This window comes from uncultured Caballeronia sp., from assembly GCF_964243625.1.
Lineage (GTDB): Bacteria > Pseudomonadota > Gammaproteobacteria > Burkholderiales > Burkholderiaceae > Caballeronia.
Genome location: NZ_CAXTGZ010000236.1, coordinates 1 through 8,622, shown reverse-complemented (window position 1 = coordinate 8,622; position 8,622 = coordinate 1). Strand labels below are relative to the sequence as shown.

Sequence of the window (8,622 nt, the reverse complement as noted above, 5' to 3'; positions counted from 1 at the left end):
GTGGGCGGCGCGATCGATATTACCGAAATAATCGCTTCGAACCGCATTGGTTTTTTTGCATCCGGATGAATCCGTTTCACTTTTCCAAACGTAATTACGGATACGAGCCCGTTTTGGCATGCGCGAAAACACCGCATGACCGGCGCAGCTCACCATGTGTCCCCGTTCTCCTCCGGCCCTGCCGGGGAGAAGCGGCTTTGCCCGGTCCCAATAGGCCGGGCATTTTTTTGTGCATTGTGTAGTGCTCTTCGTGCTGTGAAAGCCGCCGGGCATTCCTCTGCTCAAACTCCCACCAGCATCACAAGTTTCAAATCTTCCCGGTGCGCCGGCTTGAACGTAATCTGGTCGTACACGAGCCGGCCGCGCGTGGGGTGATTGAACTCCCGCGTGCCGCCTTCACGTTCGCCCACGTCTTGCGACGCCCAGAAGCGCGCGAATGCATCGCTGGCGCTGCTGAGCGAATCGATCAGCGCACGCGTCGGGGCATCGTTCAGGTGACGGATCGAATCAGCCCGGAACTCGGCCACCAGCCGGCGCGCCCGTGTCTCCCAATCGACGATGAGACTCTGTGCTCCGGCCCCGGTAAACGTGAACGAGAGCAGATTCCGATCCCGCTCGCCATCCAGCCAGCCAACAAACAACGCCGCCGCCTGCGCGTTCCATCGCAACGCGTTCCATTGCCGGTCGAGCACGTAGGCGGGGGCATCGATCAATTCCACGGATTTCAGCAGCGACGCCGGCGCATCTTGCGCCGCCGGATCGGGCTCGGCTGGATCGCGCTGGGCGGCGAGTTCAAAGAGGTATGCGCGCTCGGCCCGCGAGAGCTGCAATGCGACCGCGATGCGCGCGAGGGCATCGGCGGAAGCGGAAACCGGCCGGCCTTGCTCGATCCACGTGTACCAGGTCGGGCTGACGCCGCACAACTGAGCAACTTCCTCACGACGCAAACCCGGCGTGCGGCGGCGCGGACCGGGTGGCAGGCCGACGGCCATCGGCGAAAGCCGCTCGCGATGCGCGCGGATGAACTCGCCGAGCGCGCGCGCGGGCGTGGCATCGAGCGGTGGCGCGACGCTGGGTGCGTTAGAAGAAGAGGGCGACGACGGAGTCATGAATGGGCGTTGAGATGAATTCGATACGCGGTCGGGTACTTTAGATACCAGAATAACTGCACAACTTGTACCGGTACAAGGTGGCGCTTATTGTAGCGTTGCTGTCGCTGGGAAAATACTGACAAAAACCTGGAGCTACCCATGAAACACCACGAACAGGTCGCCGATGCATTCGGCTCGACCGCCGCCGCCTATCTCACGAGTGCCGTGCATGCAACCGGCGCCGATCTGCAGGAACTGGCGCGCGAAGTTGCCGCGGTTCCGGATGCGGTCGTGCTCGACCTGGGTTGCGGGGCGGGTCACGTGAGTTTTTCGGTCGCGCCGCACGCCAGAAGCGTGGTGGCGTACGACATCGCGGAACAGATGCTGGCGACGGTCGCCGGGGCGGCGCAGGAACGCGGGCTTGAGAACATCACGACGCAGCAAGGTCCCGCCGAACGTCTCCCTTTCGCCGATGCTACCTTCGACCGCGTGCTGAGCCGCATGAGCGCTCACCACTGGCACGATGTGCCGGCGGCGCTGAAGGAAGTCCGGCGCGTGCTGAAGCCGGGCGGGCGCGTGGTGTTCGTGGATATCGCGGGCGCGGACCATCCGTTGCTCGATACCCATATCCAGGCCGTCGAAGTGCTGCGCGATGGCTCGCATATCCGGGATTATCGTGGGGACGAGTGGCTGGCCTTGTTCGAACAGGCGGGCTTCAAGGCCGGAATTCGCAGCCGATGGCGCTTGCCGCTTCAATTCGATACGTGGGTCGCGAGAATGCGTACGCCGCCGGAACGCGTGACGGCGATTCGCTCGCTGTGGAAGAACGCGCCCGACGAAGTGCGCCAGTATTTCGCGGTTCAGGACGATGGTTCGTTTGAACTGGATGCGTTGATGGTCGAGGCGGAATAACGAAAAAGCCGGCAGATACCTCGCCGGCTTTACTCAACGCAACTGCGAAAGATCAACCCGTATTACGCAACCCCGCCGCAATCCCGTTGATGGTCAAGTGAATCCCGCGTCCCAGCCGCACGTTGTCATCCCCCGCGCGGTGCCGTTTCAGCAGCTCCACCTGCAAGTGATTCAGCGGGTCCAGATACGGGAAGCGGTTCTTGATCGACCGCGCGAGCAGCGGGTTGTTCGCGAGCCGCTCGCTGTGCCCCGTGATTTCCGACAACACGCTCGACGTCCGCTCCCATTCCGCCACGATCCGGCTGAACACGTGCTTGCGGAGTTTTTTATCGGTGACGAGTTGCGCGTAACGCGATGCCACCGCAATGTCCGTCTTCGCCAGAACCATGTCCATGTTCGAGAGCAGGTTCGCGAAAAACGGCCAGGTCTTGTGCATCTTCTTGAGCGTGGCGAGCCGCCTCGCGCGCTCGGCGGCGTCGGACGCGGTGTCGAGGAAATTCGTGACCGCGCTGCCGAAGCCATACCATCCCGTCAGAAGCAGACGGCATTGGCCCCACGAAAAGCCCCACGGAATCGCCCGCAGATCCTCGATCTTGCGTTGCTTCGGATCCTGCAATTTTCGCGATGCCGGCCGGCTGCCGATGTTCAGCTCCGCAATTTCCGAAATCGGCGTTGATTCAAAGAAATATTCCTTGAATCCGGGCGTTTCATAAACCAGCGCGCGATACGCGGCCATCGCCGAATCCGACAGCGTCTGCATGGTTGCTTCGAACGCGGGCAACTGCGCCGGCGTATTTTCGTGCGGCAAGAGCGATGCTTCGAGCGTCGCCGCCACCACGAGCTCGAGATTGCGCCGCCCGATCTCAGGATTGCCGAACTTGCTCGCGATCACTTCGCCTTGCTCGGTCGTGCGTATCTGGCCATCTACCGTCCCTGGCGGCTGCGACAGGATTGCCTGATACGTCGGACCGCCTCCGCGACCGACCGTGCCCCCACGGCCGTGAAAAAGGCGCAAGGTGGTCTTGTGCTGCTTGAACAACGCGACCAGCGCCAGTTCCGCGCGATACAACTCCCAGTTCGACGTAAGAAAACCGCCGTCCTTGTTGCTGTCGGAATAACCGAGCATGACTTCCTGCTCGCCGCCTTGCAGCTCGACCAGCTTGTTCACGCCCGGCAGCGCGAAGAAGTCGCCCATGATGTGCGGCGCGTTGCGCAAGTCGGCGATGGTTTCGAACAGCGGAATCACCATGAGGCCATCGTGCGCGGGATCTTTCGCGTGTCCGAGACGCCCCTGCAGCAGGCCGGTTTCCTTCTGCAACAACATCACTTCAAGCAAGTCGCTGACTGTTTCCGTGTGCGAAATGATGTAGTTGCGCACGGCCCGCGTACCGAATTTCTCACGCGTCACACGCGCCGCTTCGAGCACGCCGAGTTCGCTCTTAGCGAGATCCGAGTAATCGAAATACGGCAGGCGCAGCGGCCGCGGCTGGGCCAGTTCGTTGAGCAGCAACGCGACTTTATCGGCTTCGGGCAGCGCGGCGTAATCGTCCTGCACGCCTGCGTGCGCCAGCAACTCCGCGATCACCGCTTCGTGAATGTCCGAGCTCTGACGCAAATCGATACTCGCCAGATGGAAGCCGAACACTTCGGCCGCGCGCGCCAAAGGCGACAAGCGCGGCGCCGACAGATACTCGCCGTGATGCGCGGCGAGCGATTCGATCAGCACGTTCAGATCGGCGGCAAACTCAGTTGCCGATGCATACGGCTTCGCCGGATGACGGCTGCGCGCTGCAACCACGCCCGCGCCCAGACGTTCGTCGGCGGACGCGACGAGCCTTGCGTACACGCCGATCAGCGCGCGCCGATAAGGCTCATCGGTACGATGCGGCGACGCATCCGGGGAGTTATCGGCGAGTTTCTTGAGTTCGGCGCTTGCGCCGGCCAGCAAGTTCGACACCGATAGTTCCGCGCCGAGCTTATGCACCTGCTCCAGGTAATGTTCGAAAATCACCGTGGCCTGGCGCGTGATCGCGTGAACCAGCGTGGGCGCGGTGACGTTCGGATTGCCGTCGCGATCTCCGCCAATCCAGCTTCCCATTTGCAGGAACGGGGGCAGGCGCGCGGGCAGTCCGTGCTCGGCGAGCGCGGCTTCTATATCAGCGTAAAGCGCAGGAATTTCTTCGAGGAACGTTGCACGATAATACGAAAGCGCATTTTCGATTTCATCGGCGACGGTCAGGCGGGCTTCGCGCAACATCCGCGTTTGCCAGAGCGACGTGACGCGGGCGCGCAGCATCGACTCGTTGTGCGCGCGTTCGCGTGTGGTCAGGTCCTGATCGCGTTCGGCCAGCAGCCGCGCAACTTCGTGCTGTGCATCCAGAATGCTCTTGCGCGAGACTTCCGTGGGGTGCGCGGTCAGTACGGGCACGATCAGGGCGGCATCGAAGAACTTCTGGAGCGTCGCCTGCGCCGATGAAGCATCGGGACTCGCTTTCAGCCGCTCGATTGCATAAGCCATCGTGCCGGCCTGCGGCGTCGAGCCGGCGAGCGCATGAATCCTGCGGCGCCGGTTGTGATGCCGGTCCTCGGCGATATTCGCCAGATGCGAGAAATAGCTGAACGCGCGCACGACGCTCACAGTCTGCTCGGGCGAAAGCGATTTCAGGCGCTTGTCCAGCGCCTGCGATGCCTCGCTGTCTTCCTCACGACGAAACTTGACCGCGGTCTGACGAATCGTTTCGACGACATCGAAGACCTTGTCGCCTTCCTGTTCGCGCACGACGTCGCCGAGCAGGCGGCCAAGATAGCGGATGTCCTCGAAGAGGGGAAGGTCCTTGTCGTCGCGTGTACGCGATGCGGCTTTGGGCGGCTTACTGGCGGCCTTAGCAGCGGGCTCTTTCACAGCAGGCTTCTTGACGGCGGTGGCGCGCGCCTTGGAGGCTTTGGCGGCAACCGTTACATCGGCCGCGATGGCCTTGACGGACGAACCTTCATTCTTCGATACCGCGTTGCGGCGGGGGCGGGCATTGCGCGCCGATCCGGGAGACGTCACGTTGAATTCCTCTTGCTTGTCGTTCAGTTAGCCAACTTTAAAGCCACAGACTCGATATGGAAGCGTGCAGGCGCCGTGCATGAAACGGCGTCCGCTTGCCCGCCAAGCTGCTTACAGTGTTACTGGCGTTGCGGCTGAAACTCGGGAAATCCAAGGCGACAGGCACGGCAGCGCGAGAGAATGCGTGCCTCAACCATGACGCGTGCCGCATGTTGCGGCTTTTGTGCCCTGCTGTCTCCGTCCCGCCGCATCGCGCCAGGCCCGTTTCCGCGGCGCTTCGGCGCGCTCAGGACTGTAATTGGGCTTGGGCGTGCGTGCTACCATTGTTTGTTATCCATCCCGTCATTCGATTGACCCGCAATGAACTCCGAGACGCCTTCCACGCCACCGCCCCGTACTTTGGTCATTGCCTCGCGGGAGAGCCGTCTTGCCATGTGGCAGGCTGAGCACGTGCAGTTTGCGCTGCACAAATTATATCCATCTTGCGACGTCAAAATCCTCGGAATGACGACGCGCGGCGATCAGATTCTTGACCGGACCTTATCGAAGGTCGGCGGCAAGGGACTCTTCGTGAAGGAACTCGAAGCAGCGCTCGCCGACGGCCGTGCCGACCTGGCCGTGCATTCGCTGAAAGACGTGCCCATGGAACTGCCCGACGGCTTTACCCTGAGCACGATCCTCGAACGCGAAGATCCCCGCGATGCCTTCGTTTCGCCGCACTTTGCGTCGCTGGCGGATTTGCCTCACGGCAGCGTCGTCGGGACGTCGAGTTTGCGACGCGAAGCCATGTTGCGCATGCATTTTCCTCATCTCGAAGTCCGCCCGTTGCGCGGCAATCTCGATACCCGTCTGGGCAAGCTCGACCGGGGCGACTACTCGGGAATCATCCTCGCGGCCGCCGGGCTGATCCGGCTGGGGCTGGAATCGCGGATTCGCGCGTATCTGTCGCCGGAGGAAAGTTTGCCGGCGGCGGGGCAAGGGGCGCTCGGCATCGAGATCCGTGCCGGCCGTGACGATCTCGCCGCGTGGCTTGCCCCTCTGCATCACGATGCCACTGCTGCAGCAGTGGAAGCCGAGCGCATGGTGTCGCGCTCGCTTGGCGGCAGTTGCGAAGTGCCGCTCGCGGCGTACGCGCAATGGCACGACGGCGCGCTGCATTTGCGCGGATGTGTATCGACGGTCGATGGTACGCGCGTCCTTCGTGCCGAAGGCTCGGCGAATGCCACCGGTGTCGAAGCCGCGCTCGATCTCGGCGCGCGCGTTTCCGCCGAGCTCGAAGCGCAGGGCGCGATGGACATCGTCCGCGAGTTGAGCACGGCAAGCGGTGCGCGCATTCCTCCTGCTGCAACGCCTGCCGACTGATGGCGAGCGCTCACGATTCGACCCATACCCCGGCCGAAGCCACACCCCGGCCATCCACGGTTGTCATCACGCGTCCGTCCGGCCAGTCGGCCGAACTCATGGCGCTGCTCGAACGCGCGGGTTTCGAGCCGTTGGAGTTTCCACTCATCGATATAGGCCCCGTCGCCGATACCGCACCGCTGCAGGCCGCGCTCGGCGAGCTTTATGCGCCCGCTGAACTTGGCTTTGCGCTGGTCGTCTTCGTGTCGCCGAACGCCGTCCAGCACGCGTTCGCCGGGCTTAGCGCGCCGTGGCCGGCGCATGTTGCGATTGGCGTGGTCGGTCCCGGCAGCGTGGCAGCTTTGGCGCGCCAGGGTATCGCACCACCGGCTTATACGGTGATCAGTCCCGGCGCCGATGCCACGATCACCGAGACGCCCACCGATCCCCGCTACGATTCCGAAGCACTGCACGCAGCAATCGTGGCGCATTTCGGCGCGGATGGCCTCAGGGACAAACGTGTGTTGATCGTGCGTGGCGATGGCGGCCGTGAATGGCTTGCCGACACGCTCGCCGAGGCCGGCGCGAAGGTGGAGAAGGTCGCGGCCTACACGCGCATCGTGCCGGAGCCGTCCATGCGCGACTGGGAGCGCATCCACGAACTGCTGGCGGGCGAACCGCACGCGTGGCTCCTCACCAGTTCGGAGGGCGTGCGCAACCTCGAAGAGCTGGCCCGCGAATATCTGACCGTCGATGAAACCCTGACGCTCAAGCACGTTCCGCTCGTCACGCCGCATCCGCGTATTGCCGAAGCCGCGCGGCAGGCGGGTTTTGATAGGATTACGGTGTCCGGCGCCGGCGACGAACGCATTGTTCAGGCGTTCGGCGCGCTCTTCGGCACTGCTTCACTATCGGACGGGAAAGCGGACCCGAAAGCGGAGGCGAAACCGGACGCGCAGGTTGCAGAGGCACAAGAATATGGATACACGGCCCCGGCGGCAACGCCGCCCGGCCAGTCCAGTCAAAAAACCAACCAGGAGTCCGCGCCGACGGATTCCAGGCCGGCGTCCGCGCCGGCTCACCAACCGGCTCAATCACGCATGACTGATTCGATCGATTCAAGCAAGACCGCTTCCAAGTCCGACGCAAAATCCGATGCCAGGTCCACGGCGTCGGCTCCGCCTTCGAATCCGCCCAATACGCCGTTCACGCCGTACGAATCGCAGCCGAAAGAGCGGCGTGGCGGCGCGGGCACGGCGCTGCTGTGGCTTGTGCTCGTGATCATCGTGATCGTGGCGGGCGTGGGCGGCTTCATGCTCAACCGCAAATTCGATCAACGCGACGCGCAACTCGCGCAACGTTTGCAGGCAAGCGACGCGCAAACCGCGGCGTTGCGCGCGCAAGCCGACCAGGCGGCGAGTTCGGTCACGGCCATCAACACGCAGATCATCCAGTTCCAGGGCAAGCTCACAGATGCACAGGCGCAAAGCCAGGCGCTGCAGCAGCAATATCAGGATCTGGCGAGCAATCGCGACGACTGGACGCTGGCCGAAGTCGAGCAGATCCTGTCGAGCGCAAGCCAGCAACTGCAGCTCACAGGCAACGTCCAGCTCGCGCTCTTCGCGCTGCAAAGCGCCGACACGCGTCTCGCCGCCACGACCGGCCCGCAGATCGTGACCATCCGCAAGGCCATCGCGCAGGACATGGACAAGCTGCACGCCACGCCATCGACGGATTTGACGGGCCTGGCCATCAAGCTCGACACCGCCATCGACCAGATCGATCGCCTGCCGCTCGCCGGCGAAGCGCCGATCGTGCCGTCGACCGCACATGCCGATGCACCCGGCGACAGCGCCGCAATCGCCGCCGCGACGAACCAGCCGCGCTGGAAGGTCTGGCTGCAGCAGATCGCGGGCGGCATCGGGCAGCAGTTGTCGAGCCTCGTGTCGGTACGCCGTATCGATAACGCCGACGCCATGCTCGCTTCCCCCGATCAAGGCTACTTCGTGCGCGAGAACGTGAAACTGCGCTTGTTGTCGGCGCGGTTGTCGCTGTTGTCGCGCAGTGAACCGGCACTCAGGTCGGATCTCAACGCCGCGGATACGGCGCTCGGCCGCTACTTCGATCCGTCGTCGGGCAAGGTCAAGTCGGTGCGCGACCTCGTCAAGCAGGTCAATGACGCGTCGACCGCCGTCGCCGTGCCCGACCTGAACGCGAGTCTTGCGG

Annotated in this window: 5 protein-coding genes; 3 read left to right on the top strand and 2 right to left on the bottom strand. The window is 63.4% G+C overall.

Annotated elements, in window-relative coordinates; all coding sequences use genetic code 11:
* Positions 1–281 precede the first annotated feature (281 nt).
* Positions 282–1,109 (bottom strand): helix-turn-helix transcriptional regulator, encoded by an 828-nt coding sequence (locus tag ACFFAR_RS16905; RefSeq protein ID WP_062169502.1) that lies wholly within the window; start codon positions 1,107–1,109, stop codon positions 282–284.
* A gap of 141 nt (positions 1,110–1,250) precedes the next feature.
* Between ACFFAR_RS16905 and ACFFAR_RS16900 the strand changes: the two genes are divergently transcribed.
* Positions 1,251–2,003, top strand: coding sequence for a methyltransferase domain-containing protein (locus ACFFAR_RS16900; RefSeq protein ID WP_174362597.1), 753 nt, complete (start codon positions 1,251–1,253; stop codon positions 2,001–2,003).
* 52 nt (positions 2,004–2,055) lie between these two features.
* Here the strand turns inward: ACFFAR_RS16900 and ppc are convergent, their stop codons facing one another.
* A complete protein-coding gene (ppc, locus tag ACFFAR_RS16895; protein ID WP_062169506.1) occupies positions 2,056–5,055 on the bottom strand; it encodes a phosphoenolpyruvate carboxylase in 3,000 nt (999 codons plus the stop codon).
* A 360-nt stretch (positions 5,056–5,415) separates the two neighbouring features.
* Here ppc and hemC point away from each other — a divergent pair, with 360 nt between their 5' ends.
* Together hemC and hemDX are read left to right on the top strand one after the other, a co-directional pair.
* Entirely contained in the window at positions 5,416–6,417 is a 1,002-nt protein-coding gene (hemC, locus tag ACFFAR_RS16890; protein WP_062169508.1) for a hydroxymethylbilane synthase, read from the top strand.
* A partial coding sequence (gene hemDX / locus ACFFAR_RS16885; RefSeq protein ID WP_375508160.1) for a fused uroporphyrinogen-III synthase HemD/membrane protein HemX occupies positions 6,417–8,622 on the top strand: 2,206 nt, incomplete at its 3' end. The genes hemC and hemDX, both read left to right, overlap by 1 nt.